The sequence below is a fragment of the Colwellia sp. Bg11-28 genome, assembly GCF_002836245.1.
Taxonomy (GTDB): Bacteria; Pseudomonadota; Gammaproteobacteria; order Enterobacterales; family Alteromonadaceae; genus Colwellia; species Colwellia psychrerythraea_A.
Genome location: NZ_PJBA01000006.1, coordinates 1,257,187 through 1,279,374, shown reverse-complemented (window position 1 = coordinate 1,279,374; position 22,188 = coordinate 1,257,187). Strand labels below are relative to the sequence as shown.

The following is a 22,188-nucleotide window of genomic DNA, read 5'->3' as shown; positions in this document are numbered from 1 at the left end:
CTACTCTGTCGTGCTTACCCTTAATAACACCTTAGCATTATACATTGGCGGAGTTGTTGCTAATTTTTAGCCAGAAATCTTCTTGGCAATGATTTATGAACGTCTTCTTTTTAGGAAATACTTGAGTATCGCCAGACTCAGCAATCACCTCATAAGAAATCCAACATTCAGCACATACTTGCTCATTCGCTTCAATCAAATCAGATTCGCTGCAATATTTCATTACAACGCCATTGGTAAATTGAAAAACTGATTCCGTGCACTTAACAACAATGTCTTGATACACATATGATTTGTCAAACGATTGGGAAGTTACTAACTTCACAACGCTGATCTCACCTTTTGTTGCCGCTATATAAGTACAAAGGTTGTTCATAAATCATCTTCCTGGTATCTCACTGATACATAAATCCATTTTACGTATTTGATAAGTATTAACTAAAACATATGAATCATGAAGCTATGCATATGTTTTATTTCTGTTTTCATAACAGTTAATTATTTAATAAGTTAGGTTTCTTTTGCAAAATACGCCATTATCTCAGCGGTTGTCATTTCTTTTGTTTCATTGGCAAAGCAATAATAACTGGGACGCATATCACTAAAATACTGCATATCCATTTCTAAGCCTTTCAAGTTTGGAAACAAACCTACCGGCATATTATATTCACCTGTTCCTTTAAGTTTATAGAACAAATGCGTTCCACATTGAGTGCAAAAACCACGAGATGCCCAAGAAGAAGATTCATACATTTTAACGTTTTCCTCTCCTTCGATGTTAACATTAGTACCGCATTTAACTGCAAAAAAAGGAGCTCCACCCCAGGTTCTGCATGATTGGCAATGGCATACAGTAAATTTAGGATTAATTTGCTCTGCGGTAATTTTGACTGCTCCACAAAGGCAGTTTGTTTGTGAGTGAGACATTGATAACCCCTAAAAAAATAAAATGTAAATAATAAAAACTAAAATCCATTTATAACCGTATTAACCTAGATAACCAACTTAAAAGTGATTTAAATGTTCTCAATATTTAAGAAAGACCCAGTAAAAAAATTGAATAAACTTTATGAAGCTAAACTTGAGCAAGCGATGCATGCACAAAGAAATGGAGATATTAAATCCTATTCAATGATTACTGCAGAAGCAGAGAAAATAGCCGTTGAAATACAAGCAATAGAGAATTCAACAAAACCATAACGAACTAGTCATGACACGTAACGGTATAAGGTTGCGTGTCATTATTCATTACTTCTGATAAGTCATTTACACTGCAGTTAGCTTGGACAAAAAACAATTCTTATATACCGTTGCCTTAGTACTTTCAGATAACTCTTTTATACTGTTGCATATTACTTAGATTCTAATAATTCACGCAGTGCTACAGGTAATATTTTTCTCGCTTTATCTGTGATCCCTTGCTCATGTTTTTGCCATAGAATGCCAAGGTAAATGACCAATAATCCTAATACGGTTAATGTGATAGGAAATAACCAGCTATCTTGAAATATATCGAACGCAAGGTGACCTATGTAACCACTGCAACCTAAAGCACCGAAAACAACAAATACTCGACGAACCAGCATTACCCCAACAAAGATCATGATGAGATTAATACAAAAGTAAATGAATTTAGAGAGTTCGCTATCCGAGTATTGAAGTGACATTCCTATCCAAAAGGCAATCACCCCAAATAAATAGATCCAAAAAGCATAATCAGCTTTATTTCGTGATCGAATATCAATCCAAAAAGCTAATGCAATCATCAATAAACCGCTGTACATAGAAACTAATTTTCTTAGCTCCCAATCAAAATCTCCACCAGAAAGCATTGCGGTGATATCCATTGATAAATACCAAAGCGTCACTGCAATCGGCATCATTAAAAATGGGTATTTGTATTTCCATGCGAAAATAGCACCAACAGCTAATGTACTTAGCTCCATATACAGCCAATGCCATTTAATATACCGATGATATTCTCGATAGACACTTTCATCTGGCCATACACCTAAGGCATGTTGCAATCCATAAACAGCTAATGGTGTTAACGCAATAACAAAAGTCCCACATATCCCAGCAGGGATATCGTAACCTTTAGCTTTAAAACTATTGGTAAGTTTCAAGCCAATAGCAGCATACAATAGAGAGATTGATACAATACCAAGACCTCCGAATGACTCCCAGCCTAAGCCCATAAAAAGCGTCATAGCAGCTATTGCAATCATGCCGCCAAAATAATAAAGAATATGAGTGAAATCGAATTTCGGTCCAATATTAGGTTGAGCGTTCAAAAATTCAATAAGTTTTTCTGATTGCTCTACGGAAAGAATATTTTCTGTTACAGCGTCTTTAAGGTTCTTTTTAGTTATGTTCAATCTAGATTCCTTCTATGATGAGCAGGTAACGTTCTGGTTAACAAACAACATTAAGTTTACTCGTATATCACTTTTAAATTGATATTATAAAAGTGCTTATTACAGCTCTGTTTCATGTACCGATATTGTAGTTTTACTTTTGACTGACTTATCAAAAATTTTTTCTTTAACAACTAAATAATCAGGATCTGAAAAAAAATCATCCATTTGCTTTGGATTTGGAAAAGCTATGGTGAAAACTCGATTAATATTGTCTGCTGTTTTTGTTAACAACACTTCAGAAACCCTGAAATCATAACCAAATGAACCACCAAAAGATTTTAGGATAGGCATCATTGCCTCCCGATACTTTTGATATTCTTGATCATCAATAACGTCTAGTCCCATTATTCTTTCATATGCCATGAAATATCCTTTAGAAGGTTGATAGATAGAAGGTCCCACTTAGAGGACAAATATTTTCACACTATTTATTAATTATTTTTCAACTTAATCACAAATAGATCTATAAAGCTACTCAATGCCTAGTAATACCAAACATTCATATACAGGGTAATTAGTGAAATATTTTACTAGCGGATTCAAAGGCTAAGCTGTGTTCGCATTGACTAGAAGAAAGGAGGGATATATTGCAGTATAAGAAAAAATAGGGTCTAAATTCTCCTAGACCCTAAGCGATGATAGTAAGTGGCCTTGCAACACTACTTAACTATTACGCCAACTGATGAGTGGCATCAACGTTGGCTAAATTATCGGTTTTCTAATTATATCTTAACGATAAAACGCTTCAACTGTGCCTTTTACCGTTCTCATAAGAGGTTGTCCGCGACGATCTAATGCTTTGTGTGCTGGAATTTTTACCCAACCTTCACTGATGCAATATTCCTCAACATCAAAATGCTCTTTGCCGTTTAGCATAATACCTATGTCGTGCTCGAAGATTTCTTCCACATGATGTGGGCTGCGAGGGTTAACAGAAAGGCGATCAGGTAAAGCTGGTAGCGAGGTAGTGTCGTTCATGTTCGTGACTTGTAGTAAATAAAAAGTGCGCTATTGTAGACAATATGGGCATAACGCTCAAGAGTTTCAGCAATAAATGTTAGTCCCCTCTATCAGACTATTTGTAAACCCTCTATTTTATTAACACTTAAATCTACTTAAGAATACCCTACGTTGTGAATCACTATTAAACGTTTGTTAGTTCTCTAATCTAGAATATTTATTTTGCAACATACGCAACGCTTTACCCACTAAAACGATGATAACTGCCCCTATTAACACAGGTGTGATCAAAAACCCCCACCCCTGAGCTGATAGCATAATGAGAATAGGATTAGCTCCTGCTGGCGGATGCGTAGTCTTAGATGCCAACATTGCCGTGACACCAAGCCCAGTAGCTAGTGCTAACGTTAGTGGTGTTACACCGACATATTGAACAAATACCACGCCAATGAATGCAGTGATAAAATGCCCTAAAATTACATTTTTAGGTTGAGCTAACGGACTATCAGGGACGCCAAACACCAATACTGCGGTTGCCCCAAACGGTGCCATTAGTAAAGCAACATCCCCCAAACTAGCTTCCATATAGGACAACAAACCTATAGCTAAGAATGCCCCAAAGCCAGCTATAACGGATAGCAAATAATTATTCATAAAAACCTCACACAGAGTAGACCGATTTGTCTACCTGCTATAGTAGACAAGTCGGTATACATTTGTCAATATAGATATTGATAGCAAAGGAGAAATAAATGAATAAGAAACGTGAACTTTTGGTAAGTACTTCACTAGCGCTTTTTTACGACAATGGCGTAAACTCTATTGGTATCAATGAAATATTGAAAATTTCAGGTGTGGCTAAAAGAACGCTTTACAGCCATTTTGAAAGTAAAAATACGTTAGTTTTAGCCGCTTTAAAACAAAGGCATGAAACGTTTATCACATGGTTAGAAGAGCAATTGTCAGACAGTCAGTCTGATCAAGAGGTTGTTGAGCAACTATTTAATTCACTTGGGAATTGGTTCGATAACAAGGATCCAAAGCTCGGTAATTTTAGAGGATGCTTCTTTATTAACACTGCGGCAGAATTTAGTGATAAGGGCAGTGATATTTCTCGCTATTGCAGTGAGCACAAAGAAGAAGTAAGACAATTAATACAAAAGAAGTTAACTTCAGATCATCCTCTCCTACTCGATGCTATATGCATTATGAAAGAAGGTGCCATTACTACAGCTTATGTAACAGGTAAAGGATCCGACGTTACCTCAAAATGCATCAAAGTATTGTCTGCGCTGTAAGTGCTAACGCCCACGTAAAGTGCCTTATAATACTGAACTTTAATAATTAAGAAACGAAAACAGGCAACAGTTTTTAATCCTTTTGAAGGTATTATTAGCTTGCAAGCTCTTCATTTAACACTTTTACTATTTTATTTATTGATGATGCACCATAACCAATTTTATGAAATAAAAGCTTACCATCCTTACCAACAATAAATAAATTTGGAATACCCTTAACGCCAAATTTTTTACCTATAGCACCACGTTTATCATGAGTTAGCGTTAATTTTAAAGAGGACAGTTTATTTTTAATGTGACGATATTGTTTACTATTTTCTTTAAAGTTTATAGCAACTACTTTAACTTTGTCGTCTCCAACTTTGTTTTGGATACCCTCTAAAATAGGAAGTTCTTTTAAACATGGTGAACACCACGAAGCCCAAAAAGATATAACGACAATTTTTCCCTTATTATCTTCTAACGTAACATCGTTGCCATTAACATCACGACCTAAATAATTAGGTGGGTATTCGCCTAGTTCCAATACCGTCTCGGCATTAATATTTAGTGACGTCATTGCGATTATTAGAATAATTATCCGATTTAGCATTTTTGTGATTCCTTTCTAACTAACACCCAAAATAACAAATTAAAGTATCGTTTAGTTAATTGTTAAAACAGCACATAACCTACTGCTTTTATTCCCTACTTTATTTTTTTATTGGGTAAGTTGAACACTCAATTCTTTTATTACAGGGATTACTGATATAACTAATAATCCCCCCATAGAATAGTTAAACACTTTCCGGTGTTGTTTAGATTTAAGTCGCTTTTTCAACGTTGATCCGAAAAACAACCAAATACCTACACAAGGAAACGAGATAACCAAAAATGTTAAGGCTATGATGATATTTTGGGTGTAAAAATCTACACCAACGGTTGTAAACGCAGCTATTGCTCCCGTTGCTACCACCCAAGCCTTTGCATTCAACCATTGAAACAAAGCGCCTTTCATGAAAGTTAACGGCTTGGCTGGAGTATTTGACATAGTTATTTCATCAGCCGTAGCGATTAAAAAAGCTAAATACAGTAAATACAAGGTACCAATAAATTTTATAAAGATATGTAAAGTAGGAATTTTTTCAAAGATCTGCCCAAAACCAATACCGACAAGCAGTAACATTACGGCAAACCCAACACAGATCCCCAAAAATAATGGCATACTTCTACGAATACCAAAATTGACACCAGAAGCCATAATCGTAATATTGTTTGGACCAGGAGTAACTGACGATGAGATTGCAAACAGTACAATTGCGATTAAATAATCCATATCCTCTCTTATTTTCCTAAGGCCTCATTAAGGCTAAATAAAAGGGACTGAAATTGAGCTGCATAACCCAAACTCGTATTGAGTCCCTATTAATGATTTATGATGTAAATTATTGTTATTTATCATCTTTCCTAAATAATAGATCGACTAAAATCGCTTCAACACTCAATGAATCATCACGGTTATCCTGAGCCATTTTACGTGATCTTTCAGCTGCTTCAGGCTGTCCTATAGATTCATAATAATCACCAGCCTTTTCATCATTGTCGGCTTTCTTGTTTAACGCTGAGTTTGATGCACAACCACTTAATATAAGGGTGAGAAGAAAAATAATAATATTTTGTTTTGGCATTCCATGCTCCATTTTAAAAATAGGTAGTATCTAGGTGACACTAACACTCTACGGCCCACTGAAGGGCTTTTATAGGTTGACTAAAATAGTGACGTACGTTCAGCAACTACTGTTGGGCATCACATTGATTTACCTTATCTTTTTTCACTCGCATCTTTAATGTGCTTTTTTAACGAATCAACTTTCGCCATACACTGTTCTCTTCTTTCACCTGTCATATCAGAGCACTTTTTTGAAGGTCCACTATCATGAGTAGCCATATTTGCAACGCCTGCTATGGCTAAACATACTGGAGTTGCAGAGCCACAATTTTTGGGTTCATAGTAATTGGGGTTTGAACTACAACCACTTAACCAAAGCACTAAAAAGATGAAGAATGATTTTAAAAATGACATATGTATTTAATCCTTTAAATATAACGGCCCCCTAAGAGGAAAAATAATTGGCTATTAGGCTAGTGGAACGAAAACTAGCCAAGGGTCACAAGGCCCGCTTAAATCAATGGCTATATGCCCTTTACCACTCTATATGGATTTTTGTACCTACTTTTACCAAAGACATAAATTGATCCATTTCTGAGTTCGTTAATGCGATGCACCCATTTGTCCAATTGAACCGCTGCGTAAATGCTGAAACCCCAGCAAGCTCATTTCGTTGTCCATGAATCATAATTAAGCCCCCTGCTGAAAAGCCTTTTATTTTTGCATTATCTAAATCGGCTTGATTAGGGTAACTAATATGCATTGCACGATAAAAGGATGAATCTTCCTTTTTGTAATCTAATATGTAAATACCTTCTGGTGTTTTTTCATCACCTTCTTTTTCTTTATGCCCTTTCGGATTTTCACCAAAAGCAACATGATATTCTTTAATTGTTTTTCCATTTTCAAGCAAATACATTCTGCGTTCAGATTTATCAATTTTAACAAGATCAATCTCTGCAAAGCAGGAAAAAGACAAAACAGTTAACATTAACACAAGTATTTTCATGGTATATAAGGTCCCATAAAGAGGTAAAAATTGATAGAACAACCAACTACATTTTGAACGTTTAAACGCATTGTTAGTTATAACTACAAGAGCTAATTATAACTCTTTAACCATAAAATACTTACAACCAGTTTTAGGATAACCCTGTTGTATCCACTCAGTTTTATAGCCGTGTTTTTCATAAAAAGGCATTGCTTGAAAATTTAGCGTATCTAAAAGGCATTTTATACACCCGCGTTTTTTACCTAACGCTTCTACCTCTTTGAGAATTTTACTACCTATATTTTGGCCACGTAATTCATCTGAAACCCACAATGTATCTAATAATAACCAATTGCCAAATGAACGAGCTGCAGCACCAGCAATAACCTCACCTTCATCACTTTTAATTTGTACGGCTAAGGGGATTCGTTCACTTACTTCCCAATTAGCCCAATTGAAGTCACTAATTTGTTTATTCAGATAATCAATTAATTCTTGCTCTGGGTTTTCTACTACTTCAATATTCATTAATACTCCGGGTTATCTTTTATTTGTTAATTTACTTGTTATATTTCTGCTCTACAAGTTATCAATCAGCTTAAAGTATCGGCTTAATACTCATTTTATTGGAATGATTAATTGATGTACCCAAGATAAACTCCTTTAACTGACTAAATATGAGATTGGTTAAATGTCTATCTAAGTGGTACATAGTCAACTGCTGCATGCCCTACTTTAGTTTTTTATAACCAAGTTTTTACGTTGATACAAGTTCTTCACACACTCTGCTTCTCTTATATCTACGCATTGTAATAAAGTATCTTTAGATTTTCTCGATGCATCAACTTGTCCATTATCCTTAGGAATAAAAAAGAGTAGAGCTAGAAAAGAAAAAGTAATTGAGAATGGAATGTGAACAAGTGCATAGCCAATATGCTCGCTTTTAGATAGAGAGTAATCAAAGATCGCAATATAAATATGAATAGAAGTCACCACTATTATTGGTAAACTAAAAAGAATTAATAAATTCCCAGAGTATTGAATATCAAATAAATATAATATTATTGATAAAAAAACGTGTGCCATTGAAATAACAGGCGGAAGTATTAACAGAATTTTTAGCATATGTTGTAAAAGCCTTTAATAACCTTTTAATAGACAGTTGTTTGAAAAAGAAAAAACGAGACATAATTGTCATTTAAAGCACATACTAAACCCGATTATTTCGCAACCAATACCCATTTATGAAGCTATTAAGGTTTTACTAAAATGGTGTAGCAAAGTGGCGCTTATTCTGTGTTATTAGTAACAGTCAAATCAATTAAAACACATTGAATAAAATGCCCACATGCACCTACAATGCTTAACGGCATTAATAAAATCAATAATGAATCAAGTTGATTTCCACCAGAAAAAAATTCAATGCTTTTTAGAAAAACAATAGGGACCATTGCTAAAAACATTGCAAACCCTAAATGTTTTTTTACAACTGATTCGATATTCTTTTGAGTTAATAGATCCATATATATTCCTTTATTAGAGAGTCCTATATTCCAACCATATATCGCCCGTCAGAATAGGCAAAATTTAGTCGATTAGAAGGGTTTAACAAGATGACCCGTAGCTTCAGGTACGTGTCCTAGTTTACTTTATTATTAGAGCTTTTCTCCACAAAATAATTGAATAAGTAACTGGTTTTGTTACGTAATGTAAATACGACCAAGGATAAAAATATTGCGACTGAAATAGCAGCTAAAATGTCGAGAGGAAAATGGATTCCACCAAACACTATTGATAAACCACTAATAAGACTAAGTACAAACAACACAATACCTAAGCCCCACTACACTCCTTGCTTAATTTGTTATGTGTTAACAGCTAAATAATTTAACACTGAGACTGGAGAATATTTTCAAAATGTGGAGATACATAGCGCAATACCAATCCAAATGCGAAAAGCTACCGTACATTAATAAGAGAGACAATTAACAAAGAGAGCTTGTCATGAAAAAATTTGCACTTCAGATATACGATTACTACAAATATATTTTTGACTCTAGCAAAAACCCACTGAGACATATTCCTGACCCAGTCAGTAGATTCTATATTATGACAATCCTAGCACTTATGTGGAGCGGAGCATTTGCGGCCTATCTCGGCAGTATCATCTACTTTGGGATAAGCCTAGCAGCACACATCATATTATTACTCATGTTTTTCTTCACCATGGCCGTGTTTTATGATGCAGAGAGAAGCCACACTTCCTGGTTGCTTAAATTACGTAAAGAGAACTGATAGAACTTAGTTAGCGGATGCTTTGTGCGAAGGAGTTAGGAGTTTCTTTCATTATCGACTCGTTATTATCTAGAAATGAAACTCCAAGTATTTTGTCATTTTATGGTCATGTTAGGGGCCATGTGAACGACCTGTTGTATTTAAACTTTTGAATCACTTTTATACCGACTTTATATCTGCCGGAACTTGGTAAGTTAGCCATTTAATTTTGTCTGATAATTTATCGTAAACACTACGGCCTCTATAATTATTATCCGCGGTTACCCAACGAACATAGGGCAAACCATCACTGTTTGTTTACTATTATCATTTCTTTAGCTACGTGCGCTGCTGACGGTAAAAACATTGTAGAAACAATTCGTTGATCAACTACCACCTCATACTTATCTTTTAACGTTTTTTTATTTTGTGCAATAGCACCGTTTTTATTCAACTGACTTTCAACTAAGAAAGGTAATAAACTACCTTCTTTTGCCCATGGTTTAGACTTTTCAGTTGAGTCAGGAAAACCAGCAACTCTTTTACCTTTAACTAGAAATTGACCAGAAGATAAAGTGACATTAGCAAAAGCACCTGCTCCGTGACCTCCTGAACCTACAACACCATTTGCTTCATAAATTTTAGCAATAATTAACTGCAACTCTTTGTTGTTAGCAACATCAAACAATGGACCATAACCGCCACCAATATATACCCCCCAATAATTATCGGTAATAACTTGCTTTGGAGCTAAAGAGTTATTAGCTTTATCTAAAAAACCTTCATATTTTATGGTATAGCTGCTGATCCCTAGAGGATCCATCATGAATTCAACCCGCCCTCCTTTAGGAGAAACAAAATCAACTTCATAACCATGACTTAAGAAAATATGATAAGGAGGGGCTACTTCCCATAAGTTATTTCTTGCATCATGCTTTTCAGCATCCCCCATATCAATGATGTTTGATGCAATAATTAAAATCTTTTTCGGTGGCGTCGCAGTTGAACTAAATGAAATTAATAATATTGTTATAAATAAAATAGAAGTTAAGTATTTCATTATTTTCCTTAATAAATAAATTTGTAGTTTAGATGCATCAAAGTAATAAAAGGTTTAAATGGAGATGTATAAGCACTTAAAATCTATATAGCAGCTTATACTATTGTAATTAGAATTTAATTTTACCGATTACCATATCCTTAAACATAACCCAATCACCTATCAAACTGTAAATCGGATATACAAAAGTAGCAGGTCTATTTTTTTCAAATATATAGTGTCCCATCCAAGCGAAACCGTACCCAATCACAGGTATAAACCACAAGAGATGGAAACCTCCGTACATTGCTACGTAAAAAATCAATAATAGAATAAAACAAGAGCCAACAAAATGAAGTCGACGGCATATCAAATTTGTATGTTGGCTGAGGTAGAATGGATAAAATTCAGAAAAATTATTATATTTTTTTGCCATAGGACTCTACTTGAATGTTTACACTATTGGTGTTGGATAGAAAGCATATAATGCCGCACTAACGGGTGAAGTAATAGTTTACATAACTGCACTGAGTGAATGCATCCACCGCTGCGTGTTACTTTGAATCACTTGTTAACCTTCGAGACTTGAGATACCCCAAAACCCATTGCTTTTGGAGTTTAGTTTCCAACCTTTTTTTATTAACGATCTTCGAATATGCAGGTTTAAATACCCATGACCAAACAAAATCACTTTATCTTGTTCTCGTGCTAATTCAACTAAGTGATCCGAAGCTAATTCAGCACGAATTTTTGCTTGGCGATACGATTCGAAAGAACCTTTTAGTCCGAGCATCCAAAAAGCTCTATTGATATAAACCCAAGTCATCGCTTTAAATCGAAGTGGAAATTTATATCTCGGGATTTCCATTTCTCGATAAAGTTTAGAGGTTAATTCAGGTGACTGACCAGTATAGATACTTGCAGAATGTATCGCACGCTCAAGATCACTTGATACAATGTAATGGGATTTATATTCATCAAGTATACTGTCAGGTCGGCTATTTGTTGAAACATCAGAGAAGTTATATCGACGAACCCATTTAGTAAAATCTACCGCATTTAGAACGGGGTTATTTGCCGAAGTAGGCTTTCCATGCCGAATTAATATTATTTCCATTAGAAACCTAAGCCACGTAAAGCAGCAATTAATAGCGGGTTGAATATATGACGCACAAACAACAACCATCGGTGATGTATCCTGTTAGTTTTTTTGTCATAATTTAAACTGACACATACTCTTCTTTGATTATTTTATCATTTTTCCAAGTTTGAATATGCTTACCCGTAAACTCATTTAGTGTAGAGTCCGAGTTCATCATTTTATAATTAAAGGTTAATTCGGCAACATTACCATCAATAGTTTTTGATACTAATTCAACAGTAAACTCTTTAATTGAACTAACAAAACCTTTTTGCTTATCATAAGATTCCCGCATGGATTTCGCGAAAACTTTACCATTATTAAGCATGATGACATCTTCAGCATAATACTTTTCACATAACTCAAGAACCAAACCCGCTTGGTTCATCGCAATGAAATCATCTATTAATTTATTCACGATACAAAACCTTAAAATACAATGCCCCAATTAAAGGCAAATGTTGTTTGCTAAAATATTTAGAAACGAAACAATAAACTGTTTATTGTTCATCAAAATGGCTTGTTAAATACCGATTATTCCATACCTATGTACTTTGGATTAGCTTGAATACGAGCAATCCATTGTTGAATTGATGGGTATTCTGACAGTTCAAATCCCCCTTCATCAGCCACATGTGTATAACCATATAATGATATATCAGCCATAGTTAATTCAGAACCAACAAGATAAGGGCTACATTGTAATTGTTCTTCCATTACTTTAAGCGCCTTATGTCCACCAAGTTGCTTAGCTTCATACTCCGCTTTACGCTCTTCAGGTAACCCTAAATATTTGGCGATAAATCGAGCAACTGCTATAAAAGGCTCATGACTGTACTGTTCAAAGAATTGCCATTGTAGGACTTTAGCAGTGGTAAAACGACACGTACCAACTAATGAAGTCCCAGCTGCAAGATAATTTAAAATTGCATTTGATTCTGAAATAAATGTTCCATCATCTAGTTCAAGTAATGGTATTTTGCCATTTGGATTCTTTTTTAAATATGACTCTGCTTGAGTTTCACTTGCTAAGATATCCACTTCAATCCACTCATGATCAATATCTAAAAGTGAAGTAAGAAGTTTTACCTTATAACAATTCCCTGATTGAATATCTCCATAAATTTTCACTGAATTCTCCTTAGTCATGCATCACCAAATGCTAGACATAATCTAACATTGAGATGTCCACTCATAGTGGCTAACACTAATGTTTAACGCCACGTTAAGCAGCAAATAATAGTTAGCTTAAATTTGGAAACGAAAAAGACTAACTATGTTTTCCGTTTGATGTTCTTCTTAGGGCAACTTACCATATGACGTATCAATATCCACAGTGTAAGTAATACCGTCACGGTTAAAATTGAAATTTGTACTCTCACCTACAGTCAAATCTGTAGCACGTCCACCAACATAATAAGGCTTACCTGTTGATAAATCCTTTAGGTTTATTAATACATTAACTTTCTTAAAGTCTTCGGTTCGAGTAGTTAATTTTAATGAATATAATCCTTTAAAATCGAACGAATGAACGTCATTAAAGTTTACTAATACTGCGTTATTATAACTATGCTTGGTATTTGAACCATCAACGACTTTGGTTATAACAAATTGAGTAATTAAACCATCTTCAGCTGATGCACTTAATGAAAATACAGAAAAAATAATAGCAATGATAAATTTCATAACCTAACCTTCTTAGTGCCCTAGCGCCTGTATAACAGGCTTGTAATGCGTGACTAAAATGTCAGAAGCGGAAGCTAGCCAACGGTTAACCAAAGTAATGACTGAGCCATTAATGCTACAAATGCAAATATAACCAAGCATTTTGAGTCTCACCATGATTTGTTTTGATGTCATACTGCTTATTAGCTTTTTTTAATGTAGCCATTAATTTATAAGCTAATTTATTTCCCGCTTTTTCTAATAGATTACAATTGGCTTTTGGACCAATAGAAAGTAAATCTTTCTCTATTTTAAATGCGGTATCTTTCGCTAACTTCCCATGTCCCTTTTCATGTTTTTCCAAATTAGGATACCAATTAGACCAAACAACGTTAACGTCTGACTTTGAAGATTTAAGCTGGGGCATCGTATATTTTAACTTCAGTGTTGTTTCGATCTTAGTAAAAGCACATTGATTGTTATTTGATTTCCACCAAAATCGCCAGTTAATTTCATATTTAGTGTAACCATGAAAAACATTACCATCTTCTCTGATTGGTGAAGTGCTATTCAAAGTTTCCAGTAAGTCATCCTTAGATGTTGGGGCTACTTCATAAAATAAAGTATCTTCTACAACTATAGTTTCTGCACTTGAATAGAATGACAAGAAGATAGTTATTAATAGTATTACTTTCACAACATTCCCCTTGAAGCTGATTAATAACTCGATAAATGTTAAGCGGAATGAAACCGAGAAAACGGTTAACAGTCCCGCTTTAAATTCTTGTTAAGTTACTATTTACCAAAACATTTTAGTTTACTTGCAAAATAATAGTAATAAACGAATAGTAAAATACCTGTAATTAAAACGTCTACAGATGTTGTTTGATAAGTATCACTTTCATCTAAGTAAGAGGATTCAAGAAAAATTGCGTCAACTACTCCATAGAGAATACCAACAACAATTGATAGCACTAATAAACGTACAGTAATCGGTAAGCCTATGGTAACAAACCTAAGAATAAAATCTTTATCATCAATTGATTTGTTAACTTTATAACAGTAAATAACCCCAACAATAGTCAATATACTCATAGATGCAGTATTGACTGCGTCATAGAATCCATACACTAAACCAACAGATAAAAGTGGATCTGTGGCAATAATCATTAGGACGCTATAAGTTAAAAAGTACTTCAATTGCTCCTTTTGACTTAAACCGTCAGATTTTAATTGTTCAATTAATGGTGATATCTTCCAAATATACATAACTTTCCTTAGTTACTTAGTTCCCTAATAAAGGGCAAAAATATTGTTTTAAAAATGTTGTGGGACGAAAAAACCAACAGCTTTTTTGTCCGTTAGAAGGTATTGTTAGCAGTAGATTACTCTACTGGTACAACAAATGCGGCATCAGGATTACCAACTTGAAATACTGCCAACTTTAATGAGTTTTCATTACTTGGATTACGCGCCTCCATTTCTATGCCTGAATTCATTTGAAGAGCCTCACCTTTTCGATAAGTGATTTTTGTGCTACCTTCGAGCTCTACTTCAAACTCACCTTCAATAACATATATAAATAAATTGCTATTGTGATAGTGACGAGGAGCTTTCCATTTAGGAGGAAAAAGTGCTTCCCTAATTTGAACATCCTTACCGTCTTTTTCAGAAATAAAGCTTTTAAATAGTATCTTGTTATATTTTGCTGGCTCATCCGCTTTAGATGAGTAAGCCACACTTAAAAGTAGTAAAATTAAAATAGTTTCAATAATTTTATTCATTAGGACTTCACCTTAAATCAATAATTACTATAACGCTAAACTAAAAATTACACCTTTACCACTTTGAAATGCTAACGACTTGTTATAGTTTTTTTACTAAACAATATGTTGTATGACCTTTTGGATAATCAGGTAACTCACCAAATACTTTGTAACCTAGCTTTTCATAGAAAGGTTTAGCTTGAAAGCTAAGTGTTTCAGTTCGCATGTAGCCAAACCCTCTGTCTTTAGCAAAGTTTTCAGCTGCTTCCATTAAATTAGTACCTAGCCCTAAGCCCCTAGTTTCTTCAGATAACCAAAGCAATTCAATCGTGCAGTAGTTCCAAAATGCATTGGCTCTAATGCCTCCTAAGACTTTTCCATTTGTGTCTTTAGCAATGACAGCAAATTTGGTATCTTTTTCATAACCAACTTCGTCAGGTAGGTAATCTTTATTATAAGACCCAATACCAACACTTAATGCTTTAAGATCTTCCTGCGTAGGTGAAGTAGTTACGACGAGATTCATATATTTCGATATCCGATAGAGTTATAACCCGCTGTTAACAGGGTAAATATTGTTGGTTAGAATAAGTGACGAAAGAGTAAAAGCCAACTATATTTTTGCCTGTTTAACAACTGGTTACATTTTAATTTACACCACACAAATACCAATTACTTTTGCTGTCCCAAAACTCTGAGCCAAGGTTTAACAAAATGCCTTTTGCTAATGGAGGTTTTTTTAAATACGGTTGCCATTTTTGTAAATTTACGTTTTTTGTAAACCACCCCGTAGTCCTTAATTTCAAATCTTTGTGATCTTCAGATAACGAAAGTATTACACCTTGAGCTTGAACTTTTGCGAGAAACATTCCACTCACTGCATTTTGGTCAATAACACGATAAGTTACTTCTACATTATCTCTACAGGCCTGTTGGTTCAACAACGGAGAAGCATTGTCGTTAACTTTTTCTTTTCTCTTAATATCCTGACCATGCTCATTAAAAGAGTTGATGGGTGATTGAACTACTTTTTGCTCCTTAATTGGAACTTGCATTGTAGAGAACTTACCCAAGGCATGATTATCAATAATTGTTGGGTTAGAGGGGATTGTTTTTAGAGGGAATGATTCCTCTACTTTTTTACTTTCTGTTGATTGACAGCCAGCGAATAGAAAAACACAAGGTAAAATACAGTAGAGCTTTATGATAGCGATAGTCCTTTAAAATATAACGTCCAAAATAATAGCCTTAATAATGATTGGCTATAATGTGTTACTGAGCAGAAACCTAGCAAACTATTTAAAGTCCTACTCTAAATCCTTGTTAGCTACGCCTAAAGCTCTTTTAGCATCCAAACATCACAACCGTTATGAATAGTACCTTGAAGTGGCTTATCTAGATGGCTAAACCCCAACTTCTCGTATAAAGCGATTGCTGACTTCATGCTTGTTAGGGTATCCAAATAGCATTTTTTATAACCTTTACTTTTGGCATACTTAAGGCAACCTTCGGTAAGATTTTTACCAATACCTAAACCTCTGCTTTCTGGTAAAAGAAATAATTTTCGTAATTCACAAATTTCATTACTGTTATTAAAAGCAGCGATACCACAGCCACCGACGATACGCCCTTCTATACTTGCGACGATATAGCGGCTAGAGCTTTCATCTTTGTAGTTCTGGCTCATCGCTTGAACTTCAGAATCAGATGGACCAAACCCCTCGCCAGTAGCACCGTATTCTTTACCTACTTGTTTAATAATTTCGCACACTTGAATATCGTGTTGAGATTTAATTTCTTGAACAATATAACTCACTATTTATCTCCAATCCGTCTGTGCATTGATTAACCCTCTTAGTAGCAATTAAATAACTGTCCACCAAAGTAATACAAGATCAAAGCGGGACGTAGCCAACTGTTGCGTGAACCGCTTGATTGATTTGTTAAGTATACTTAGCTCAACACCTTGATTTGGTTTATTGATTTAACTTTTATATGAGTTTGAAAATAATATTTATTAGTTCTCTTACCATTAGAAAAAAACCAAATTTTCACTTGCTCAGCTTCACCAGTAATTTCAATGTTTTTATTAATAAAATATTCGTCAGGTTGCAAGCCATATTTTTTTGTAAATACTGCGATTGTTTTAGGGTGAAGTTCTATTGTGATACTTCTTCTATCTCTATAATCTAACTCAGTGTTTAAATAAACTACTCTTCTTATTGCTTCTGAAGCTTTTATTGAAACTTGAAATGTACCTTTTATAGCATTTGGTGCATTAGCCGCTGTTTTTTCAATTAACTTCATCACGTCTGTTGATGCTAAATTTGAAGTTACCTCGGGTGTTGTAGTACATGCAGATAAAACTAAAATTGATAATAAAATTAAATACTTCATTGAAATGACATCCTTGTTTGTATACTTAACGCTCTAATAATGAGCGTTAAATTGTTGGCTAAAGTGTTGAGGGACGAAAACAGCCAACTGTTATTTGTCCTGCTTTAATACCTTGTTATATTTAAACAGCGTATTGATAAACAGCTATAAACATTGGCAGATAAATCAACGTACTAAATGCCATAAGAACAGTAACTTTCTTTTTACCCATAATTTCAACAGAATATTTAATTTTTGGTGACCAGTAAAACCCTACTGTAGATAAGAAAACTGCAATAACGAGCCAGATTTTCCAAAACATAGGTGTGAAATAGTTGATATTATTTATGAAACCATAAAAAGCAATTAAGCCTATAGCTAGAAAAATGGCGTTTAACATTTCTTCAACTTTCACCCTTAAAGGGCTTTGATCTTTTCTTGTTATATATTCATAGATTTTAAATGGGAACGGAACAATTAGTAATACCACTAATAGCCAGAACGAGATTTGCCAAAACATAGTTTAACTCCTTTTAAACATAACGCCCGTTTAACGGGCAAATAATAGTTGATTAAAATAGCGACGAAGAAACAAAAAACAACTGTAATTTGTCCCGCTTGAATACAGCTTGTTGTGTTTTGATTACTCTATTTTAACCTGAAAAAGTTAATGATGAATTAAAACAAAATACTGGTTCCAAATCTATATAAGGCTCAGGAGCCCAACAAGTAGTTCTAAATTTTTCATAAACATCTCTAAAAGGAGTTACTACTAATTCACTTTCATCCATCATTATATTAGAAAAATCATCGGACTTGATAACGATATAGATGCATTCAAATTCATCTTCTTTTTCATAAAATACAGAATCCCAAAAGTAACCTTTTTGCTCCATTTCGCTTTTTGGAAACTCAATATTTTCGCGCATATAAGAGATCAAAGTATCTAAATGGCTTCGAGAATTGGGATTCAATTTGATTTTTAATAACTTAGATTGCACTCAAACCTCTAGAAAAACATAACGCCCCATTAGCGGGCAATAAAGTAGTTGGTTAAAATTAGCGATTCAGGAGCAAAAGCAACTGCTTTTATTTGATCTTCCCCCGATAAAGTGGACACCATCCACTTTAATTCACCGCCAATTCAAACTCAGCAGGTGTTTTATATCCTAAACTTGAATGCAATCGTTGTCTATTGTAAAAATAGTTCATGTAACCTTTTAATTTTGAATGTAATTTATCAGTAGTCGCGAAGACATTCCCTCTGATTAAATCAGCTTTTAATGAATGAAAAAATGATTCAACTTCAGCATTATCAGTACAACAACCTGGACGGTTCATACTCGCCGTAATGTTATGTTTAACTAAGAACTGCTGCACTACATGTGCTCGATATTCAGCGCCTCTGTCAGTATGAAATAACAAGGGTTGTGTCGGTTTACGCTTCTTTATTGCTAGCTGCAGCGCTTTCAGTGTCAGCGCTGTTGATTTGTTCTGACCAAAAGCCCAACCAATGATACGACGTGAAAATAAATCTAATACAACGGCTAAGTAATACCATCGCACTCCTACTTTCAGGTACGTAATATCTCCCGACCATTGCTGATTGATAGCATCAGGCTTACTTATGTTTTTACGATTGTTTTTGATCGCTTTATAAAAGAACTTCACCTTAGCTGGCCTGCTATAAGTCTTGAGCGCTCTAGCGCGTAAGCCATTTTCTCGCATCAACCGTGCAACACGCTTCTCACTCGTTGTAATACCTTCACGCTTTAATGCATGAAATACGCGTGGGCTGCCGTAGGTTTGATGATTGTTATTAAAGACTTGTTTGATATTTAAAAGTAAATCCGCATCATTAATAGCACGCATTGAACGTGGACGTCGTCGCCATGCATAAAAGCCACTACGAGAGACATCAAGCCATGAGCAAAGGTATTTAACACCTAAGGCTTCTTTGTGTTTTTCGATGAATCCAAATCGTTCTGATGGACTTCCGCCAGATACCGTTGCCACTTTTTTAGTAAATCATTTTCCATTTTTAAACGGTCGTTTTCTTTTTGCAGCTGTTTAATTTTATTTAGTTCTTTCTTTGTGGGGATTTTACTCATGAGTTCACTATTGCTCTGATAGTGTTGGTTTTTTTTAAACTTCCCTTCTCGGTATTCTTTACGCCAACGGCTTAGCATTAACGGGTGAATATCCAACGCTTGAGCAACATCCTTAGATAACATGTCGTTTCGTAAGCTTAGCTCGACAGCTTTAATTTTGAAATTAACAGGGTAAAACCACGTCTTTTTAGGTTGGGTATATCTAGGCATTTTAGCCTCCTCAATGTTATGAGGAGGTGTCCACTAAAACGGGGGAACTTCAATTCCCTGTTTAATGGCTTGTTATAAGCAACCTACTGATAGTCTGTTAGGCTCAAATTTTCTTTTTTACAAACATTAATTATTGCATCACGCTTCGCTAATTTACGAAGGTATCTTGATAAATTACTAAATCCTAAAGGTGGTTTCTTAAATTCATCTGCCCAAACAGTTAACATGAACAAAAAATAATCACAGACACTAATAGAGTTGCCAACGAGAAAGTCCTTATTTTCAAGTTCGCGGTCTAGAAGATTAAACATTTCTGTTATTCGGATCTCTTGTGCTTCAATAATATTATCAACAGTTTTAACATTTGTGGTATGTTTTTGAGGGTAAAAACATACCATCAATTCTGCTTGAACCGTATTTGTTAAATACATCAGCCATTGGAAAAACAATGCTCTATTTTTCTCACCTACTTTAGGTATTAAATTTGAAGAAGGGTGATTTTCTGCTAGATGGATACAGATCGCTGGACTTTCAAAAATAGCCAGACCATCATCAACTAAAGTTGGAATTCTTCCTGCTGGATTCAGAGCTAAATAATTAGGCGACTTTTGAGCATTGCTTTTTCTATCTACAATGATTAATTCAAAATCTACATTTAGTTCTTTCAGAATAAAGTGAGGTGCCATACTGGCATTTAAAGGATAATAATATAATTGGTACAACGAACTCTCCATTTGATGTTGCTTATAACGCCAAGGTTAAGAGGCTTTTTATTAGTTTGCTTAAATTGTGTAGCGATAACAGTATAAAGTCCTGCTTTAACTGCTTATATTTTTTTATGCACATCTTTATATGCAAGCATATCAACTAAGCGCTCTTCTCTTTCTGGTGTAAAACCACAGGAATGTATCCACTCTTTGGGGTTTTCATAAGTGCCAAAAAGCATATCCCACCAAACAATATCGCCATAGTTATTTTTATGGCGTCCAGATTGGTGGTGTATTCGATGCATTTCTGGACGTTGAAAGATATAACCAACCCAGTGAGGTGTTTTGACATTGGTATGATAAAAGAACTCACCAATCGCAGTACAAAAAGTGTAAATTGCTGCAGCTTCTAATGAAAGCCCAAGTAATGTATAAACTAACAAGCTACCTAGAAGTGAATTAACAATCATTTCACCAGGGTGCTTATAGAATGACGTAATAACTTCTAATCTTCTTGGACTATGGTGAATTTGGTGGAAGCCGATCCATAATGAATCAAACTCATGACGCCATCTATGCCACCAATAAAAAAGAAAAGTAGCAATAAAATAAGCTATAAACCCACCTAAAGTAGGAGAAACCTGTTCTGATAAGTTAAAAACTGACCAAGATGAAAGCCATAGTTCCCATGAAATCCCTGCCAATAATACAATCCCTATTTGAACTGTATTAATTAATAATACACGAATAGGCCATGTTTTAATATTTGGTAAAGGCCAACCGGGAATTATCCTTTCAAGGATAAAACAACCACAAAATATGATCATGATAGTTGGAAGCATCCATACTCTCCTAAAAATATAACGCCCTAATTACGGGCAAAAAATTGTTGGCTAAAGTGTTGAGGGACGAAAACAGCCAACTGTTTTTTATCCTTATTAATTAGCTTGTTATCAAGCTGACTTGCACAAACCATATGCATAATCATCTATATATTGATTATTGATAAAGGTATTTTCTTTAAAGCAACCTTCACGGACAAAGTCCTGCTTTTCGAGTAACTTATATGAACCAGCATTATGAACGGAACAAAATGCGACTAACTTATTAAGTGTTAATTCGCTGAACGAATACTCTTTGAGGAGCTTTAATGCACTATTAGCAATGCCTCTTCCTTGGGCACTTTTCCTTATGATGAAGCCGACTTCAGCAATCTTTGCCTCATGGTTCACTATTTTAAGCGCAATACTACCAAGTTTTTCACCACTTTCTATTTCAGTTATGGATAGCGAAAGCCATTCTTCACTTTCAATACTCCAAGGTCGAGATCTAACTTCGAAAGCTGATTTTGCTTCTTCATAAGTAAAAGGCTTAGAAACGTGCCTCATAATATTTGGGCAAGTAGATATTTCTAAAAACAGCTCAAAATCTGATTTATCAAATGGTAATAACTTAATTCTTCCATCGGCCAGTTGCACGATACTTCCTTAGGCTTAATAACGCCTCAATAAGAGGCAAAAAATAGTTGGTAAAATAAGCAACAAAGGAACAAAAACCAACTATTTTTTGTCCTGTTTTATTG

General features: G+C 34.7%; 35 protein-coding genes. 2 read left to right on the top strand and 33 right to left on the bottom strand.

The features are described 5' to 3' along the window. Positions 1 to 37: 37 nt before the first annotated feature. Positions 38 to 376, bottom strand: coding sequence for a hypothetical protein (locus CXF79_RS12740; RefSeq protein ID WP_101155332.1), 339 nt, complete (start codon positions 374 to 376; stop codon positions 38 to 40). A 134-nt stretch (positions 377 to 510) separates the two neighbouring features. Continuing rightward, on the bottom strand, positions 511 to 927 hold the full coding sequence (locus CXF79_RS12735) for a GFA family protein (protein ID WP_101155330.1): 417 nt from the start codon (positions 925 to 927) through the stop codon (positions 511 to 513). Positions 928 to 1,020: 93 nt separating this feature from the next. Here CXF79_RS12735 and CXF79_RS12730 point away from each other — a divergent pair, with 93 nt between their 5' ends. Further along, a complete protein-coding gene (locus CXF79_RS12730; protein ID WP_011043326.1) occupies positions 1,021 to 1,200 on the top strand; it encodes a DUF6435 family protein in 180 nt (59 codons plus the stop codon). A gap of 152 nt (positions 1,201 to 1,352) precedes the next feature. Here the strand turns inward: CXF79_RS12730 and CXF79_RS12725 are convergent, their stop codons facing one another. From CXF79_RS12725 to CXF79_RS12710, 4 genes are all read right to left on the bottom strand, one after another. Beyond that, a complete protein-coding gene (locus tag CXF79_RS12725) occupies positions 1,353 to 2,378 on the bottom strand; it encodes a DUF2157 domain-containing protein (protein WP_101155328.1) in 1,026 nt (341 codons plus the stop codon). Between the two features lie 99 nt (positions 2,379 to 2,477). Next, a complete protein-coding gene (locus CXF79_RS12720; RefSeq protein WP_101155326.1) occupies positions 2,478 to 2,783 on the bottom strand; it encodes a DUF1330 domain-containing protein in 306 nt (101 codons plus the stop codon). Between the two features lie 366 nt (positions 2,784 to 3,149). Further along, entirely contained in the window at positions 3,150 to 3,398 is a 249-nt protein-coding gene (locus tag CXF79_RS12715; RefSeq protein WP_011043322.1) for a DUF3297 family protein, read from the bottom strand. Between the two features lie 177 nt (positions 3,399 to 3,575). Beyond that, positions 3,576 to 4,034, bottom strand: a complete 459-nt coding sequence (locus CXF79_RS12710) for an HPP family protein (protein ID WP_101155324.1) — start codon at positions 4,032 to 4,034, stop codon at positions 3,576 to 3,578. A gap of 98 nt (positions 4,035 to 4,132) precedes the next feature. On the opposite strand from CXF79_RS12710, the gene CXF79_RS12705 reads away from it, so the two are divergent. Beyond that, positions 4,133 to 4,678, top strand: coding sequence for a TetR/AcrR family transcriptional regulator (locus tag CXF79_RS12705; protein ID WP_101155321.1), 546 nt, complete (start codon positions 4,133 to 4,135; stop codon positions 4,676 to 4,678). A gap of 94 nt (positions 4,679 to 4,772) precedes the next feature. Here CXF79_RS12705 and CXF79_RS12700 read toward each other — a convergent pair whose 3' ends face one another. From CXF79_RS12700 to CXF79_RS12560, 27 genes are all read right to left on the bottom strand, one after another. Continuing rightward, positions 4,773 to 5,270: a TlpA disulfide reductase family protein gene (locus CXF79_RS12700; RefSeq protein WP_101155319.1), complete on the bottom strand. Its 498-nt coding sequence runs from the start codon at positions 5,268 to 5,270 to the stop codon at positions 4,773 to 4,775. 108 nt (positions 5,271 to 5,378) lie between these two features. Further along, positions 5,379 to 5,993 carry a LysE family translocator gene (locus CXF79_RS12695; RefSeq protein WP_011043318.1) on the bottom strand — a complete coding sequence of 205 codons (615 nt, stop codon included), beginning with the start codon at positions 5,991 to 5,993 and terminating at the stop codon, positions 5,379 to 5,381. Between the two features lie 115 nt (positions 5,994 to 6,108). Further along, entirely contained in the window at positions 6,109 to 6,345 is a 237-nt protein-coding gene (locus tag CXF79_RS12690; RefSeq protein WP_011043317.1) for a hypothetical protein, read from the bottom strand. A gap of 134 nt (positions 6,346 to 6,479) precedes the next feature. After that, positions 6,480 to 6,740, bottom strand: a complete 261-nt coding sequence (locus tag CXF79_RS12685) for a hypothetical protein (RefSeq protein WP_101155317.1) — start codon at positions 6,738 to 6,740, stop codon at positions 6,480 to 6,482. Positions 6,741 to 6,861: 121 nt separating this feature from the next. Then, positions 6,862 to 7,335 (bottom strand): L,D-transpeptidase family protein, encoded by a 474-nt coding sequence (locus CXF79_RS12680; protein WP_041736935.1) that lies wholly within the window; start codon positions 7,333 to 7,335, stop codon positions 6,862 to 6,864. A gap of 96 nt (positions 7,336 to 7,431) precedes the next feature. Beyond that, complete coding sequence (locus CXF79_RS12675; RefSeq protein WP_101155315.1) at positions 7,432 to 7,845, bottom strand: GNAT family N-acetyltransferase; 414 nt, start codon at positions 7,843 to 7,845, stop codon at positions 7,432 to 7,434. 207 nt (positions 7,846 to 8,052) lie between these two features. Continuing rightward, positions 8,053 to 8,442, bottom strand: a complete 390-nt coding sequence (locus CXF79_RS12670; RefSeq protein WP_101155313.1) for a hypothetical protein — start codon at positions 8,440 to 8,442, stop codon at positions 8,053 to 8,055. Positions 8,443 to 8,606: 164 nt separating this feature from the next. Further along, entirely contained in the window at positions 8,607 to 8,840 is a 234-nt protein-coding gene (locus tag CXF79_RS12665) for a hypothetical protein (RefSeq protein WP_101155311.1), read from the bottom strand. Positions 8,841 to 9,898: 1,058 nt separating this feature from the next. Further along, positions 9,899 to 10,651, bottom strand: a complete 753-nt coding sequence (locus tag CXF79_RS12650) for a type 1 glutamine amidotransferase domain-containing protein (RefSeq protein WP_232769166.1) — start codon at positions 10,649 to 10,651, stop codon at positions 9,899 to 9,901. A 109-nt stretch (positions 10,652 to 10,760) separates the two neighbouring features. Beyond that, positions 10,761 to 11,066, bottom strand: coding sequence for a DUF962 domain-containing protein (locus CXF79_RS12645; protein ID WP_011043308.1), 306 nt, complete (start codon positions 11,064 to 11,066; stop codon positions 10,761 to 10,763). Positions 11,067 to 11,201: 135 nt separating this feature from the next. Beyond that, positions 11,202 to 11,747 carry a hypothetical protein gene (locus tag CXF79_RS12640; RefSeq protein WP_041736930.1) on the bottom strand — a complete coding sequence of 182 codons (546 nt, stop codon included), beginning with the start codon at positions 11,745 to 11,747 and terminating at the stop codon, positions 11,202 to 11,204. Positions 11,748 to 11,850: 103 nt separating this feature from the next. Further along, complete coding sequence (locus CXF79_RS12635) at positions 11,851 to 12,189, bottom strand: hypothetical protein (RefSeq protein ID WP_232769165.1); 339 nt, start codon at positions 12,187 to 12,189, stop codon at positions 11,851 to 11,853. A 116-nt stretch (positions 12,190 to 12,305) separates the two neighbouring features. After that, on the bottom strand, positions 12,306 to 12,902 hold the full coding sequence (locus CXF79_RS12630; RefSeq protein ID WP_101155302.1) for a glutathione S-transferase family protein: 597 nt from the start codon (positions 12,900 to 12,902) through the stop codon (positions 12,306 to 12,308). 168 nt (positions 12,903 to 13,070) lie between these two features. Then, the gene (locus CXF79_RS12625) at positions 13,071 to 13,457 is read right to left on the bottom strand and encodes a hypothetical protein (RefSeq protein WP_101155300.1); all 387 of its coding nucleotides are present in this window, start codon (positions 13,455 to 13,457) and stop codon (positions 13,071 to 13,073) included. A 115-nt stretch (positions 13,458 to 13,572) separates the two neighbouring features. Beyond that, positions 13,573 to 14,133, bottom strand: a complete 561-nt coding sequence (locus CXF79_RS12620; RefSeq protein ID WP_157825879.1) for a DUF922 domain-containing Zn-dependent protease — start codon at positions 14,131 to 14,133, stop codon at positions 13,573 to 13,575. Positions 14,134 to 14,231: 98 nt separating this feature from the next. Further along, the gene (locus tag CXF79_RS12615) at positions 14,232 to 14,705 is read right to left on the bottom strand and encodes a hypothetical protein (RefSeq protein ID WP_101155296.1); all 474 of its coding nucleotides are present in this window, start codon (positions 14,703 to 14,705) and stop codon (positions 14,232 to 14,234) included. Positions 14,706 to 14,821: 116 nt separating this feature from the next. Next, the gene (locus CXF79_RS12610; RefSeq protein WP_101155294.1) at positions 14,822 to 15,220 is read right to left on the bottom strand and encodes a cupin domain-containing protein; all 399 of its coding nucleotides are present in this window, start codon (positions 15,218 to 15,220) and stop codon (positions 14,822 to 14,824) included. 82 nt (positions 15,221 to 15,302) lie between these two features. Beyond that, entirely contained in the window at positions 15,303 to 15,728 is a 426-nt protein-coding gene (locus CXF79_RS12605) for a GNAT family N-acetyltransferase (RefSeq protein WP_101155292.1), read from the bottom strand. Between the two features lie 121 nt (positions 15,729 to 15,849). Continuing rightward, positions 15,850 to 16,257: a hypothetical protein gene (locus CXF79_RS12600; RefSeq protein ID WP_101155290.1), complete on the bottom strand. Its 408-nt coding sequence runs from the start codon at positions 16,255 to 16,257 to the stop codon at positions 15,850 to 15,852. A 278-nt stretch (positions 16,258 to 16,535) separates the two neighbouring features. Continuing rightward, entirely contained in the window at positions 16,536 to 17,018 is a 483-nt protein-coding gene (locus CXF79_RS12595; RefSeq protein ID WP_011043297.1) for a GNAT family N-acetyltransferase, read from the bottom strand. A gap of 137 nt (positions 17,019 to 17,155) precedes the next feature. Beyond that, positions 17,156 to 17,599 carry a hypothetical protein gene (locus tag CXF79_RS12590; protein WP_101155288.1) on the bottom strand — a complete coding sequence of 148 codons (444 nt, stop codon included), beginning with the start codon at positions 17,597 to 17,599 and terminating at the stop codon, positions 17,156 to 17,158. 121 nt (positions 17,600 to 17,720) lie between these two features. Beyond that, positions 17,721 to 18,098, bottom strand: a complete 378-nt coding sequence (locus CXF79_RS12585; protein WP_101155286.1) for a hypothetical protein — start codon at positions 18,096 to 18,098, stop codon at positions 17,721 to 17,723. A 133-nt stretch (positions 18,099 to 18,231) separates the two neighbouring features. Then, on the bottom strand, positions 18,232 to 18,507 hold the full coding sequence (locus CXF79_RS12580; RefSeq protein WP_332871599.1) for a hypothetical protein: 276 nt from the start codon (positions 18,505 to 18,507) through the stop codon (positions 18,232 to 18,234). 199 nt (positions 18,508 to 18,706) lie between these two features. Continuing rightward, positions 18,707 to 19,899 (bottom strand): IS3-like element ISCps9 family transposase gene (locus tag CXF79_RS12575; protein WP_101154993.1). Its coding sequence is split into 2 segments (ribosomal slippage): positions 18,707 to 19,591 and positions 19,594 to 19,899, totalling 1,191 coding nucleotides; the frame shifts between segments, so codons are not numbered across the junction. 83 nt (positions 19,900 to 19,982) lie between these two features. Then, the gene (locus CXF79_RS12570) at positions 19,983 to 20,621 is read right to left on the bottom strand and encodes a glutathione S-transferase family protein (RefSeq protein ID WP_232769164.1); all 639 of its coding nucleotides are present in this window, start codon (positions 20,619 to 20,621) and stop codon (positions 19,983 to 19,985) included. 104 nt (positions 20,622 to 20,725) lie between these two features. Continuing rightward, the gene (locus tag CXF79_RS12565; RefSeq protein ID WP_101155280.1) at positions 20,726 to 21,448 is read right to left on the bottom strand and encodes a sterol desaturase family protein; all 723 of its coding nucleotides are present in this window, start codon (positions 21,446 to 21,448) and stop codon (positions 20,726 to 20,728) included. Between the two features lie 111 nt (positions 21,449 to 21,559). Beyond that, entirely contained in the window at positions 21,560 to 22,084 is a 525-nt protein-coding gene (locus CXF79_RS12560; protein WP_101155278.1) for a GNAT family N-acetyltransferase, read from the bottom strand. Positions 22,085 to 22,188: the final 104 nt, after the last annotated feature.